Below are 983 nucleotides of genomic sequence, written 5' to 3'. Positions count from 1 at the left end.
AATTAAACACTTGGCTAATCGCTTGCTCCAATCGTTTTTGATTACCTTTTACCGCTAAGAGATAATCTGCATCTTGAGCGACTATCTTTTCAGCTATATCCTTCTGGCATCCCATAGCATCAATAGTCACTAAACAACCTCGCAAGGAAAGCATTTCAAGCAGTTCAGGGATCGCTTTTATTTCATTGCTTTTATCCGCAGTCTTCACTTGTCCTAGTACAACTTGGTTTGCTGCACTAAAGGCACTAACCATATGGATTGCACCACAACGCTTGTCTTTGTTGTATGTGCCTCTGAGAGTTTTGCCGTCGATAGCAATCACTTCACCCTCTGTCGTCTCATGACAGTCTTTCATCCACGCAGTAAAGCATCGTTGCAGTTGCTTGGCGGAAATAAGATTGATAACTCGGGCAATGGTATCGTGTACTGGTATGCCTTGTTTGAAATCACCATACTGCCTAAGCCATTCCAAGTTATCTTCACCAAAATCTTCAATATCCTCCCAACCTTCAGCACCAGCAATCACTGCTGCAATTGTTAAGAAGATAATGTCGGTTAGTGTGTGCTCTATTTTCCAAGCTTGGCGAGGGTCTCGAATAACTGAAATATGGTCCAAAAGGTTTAATCCATTCATTATGGCTAAATATCTGCTGTTAAAAAACAGTATATGATCACACCTAAATCTGATCATCAAATCGATCTTGAATGTATTGAATTTGTTGTGACTTCAGTGTACAAATTAGTGGAAACATCACTTCACGCTACCCCTTATTCCATATGGGTTTTTCATGATCTTGCCCTGNNTCTGCTGGCTTATCACCTTCTTGACGAATTGAAACGACCATACCAATTGTGGAGAGTTCAGCCCAATCAAACGCTATATAGCCTAAGAAATCTGTATTGTGAACAACCATACTCAAACGCGTTTCTGTACGACCATGCCCTTTCTCTTGAGTGACGTATTTATCACCTTCAAAACTATT

The 983-nt window shown here is 40.7% G+C and carries 1 protein-coding gene and 1 pseudogene; both read right to left on the bottom strand.

Going from position 1 to position 983, the window contains the following annotated elements:
• A partial coding sequence (locus tag AB4503_RS24715; protein WP_372115869.1) for an ISAs1 family transposase occupies positions 1–634 on the bottom strand: 634 nt, incomplete at its 3' end.
• A gap of 127 nt (positions 635–761) precedes the next feature.
• Positions 762–983, bottom strand: a pseudogene (locus AB4503_RS24710) (hypothetical protein); the annotation flags it as partial.

Source organism: Vibrio sp. 10N.222.55.B11, from assembly GCF_041473705.1.
GTDB classification, from domain to species: Bacteria; Pseudomonadota; Gammaproteobacteria; order Enterobacterales; family Vibrionaceae; genus Vibrio; species Vibrio crassostreae_C.
This window is presented reverse-complemented; position numbering and strand designations above follow the sequence as displayed.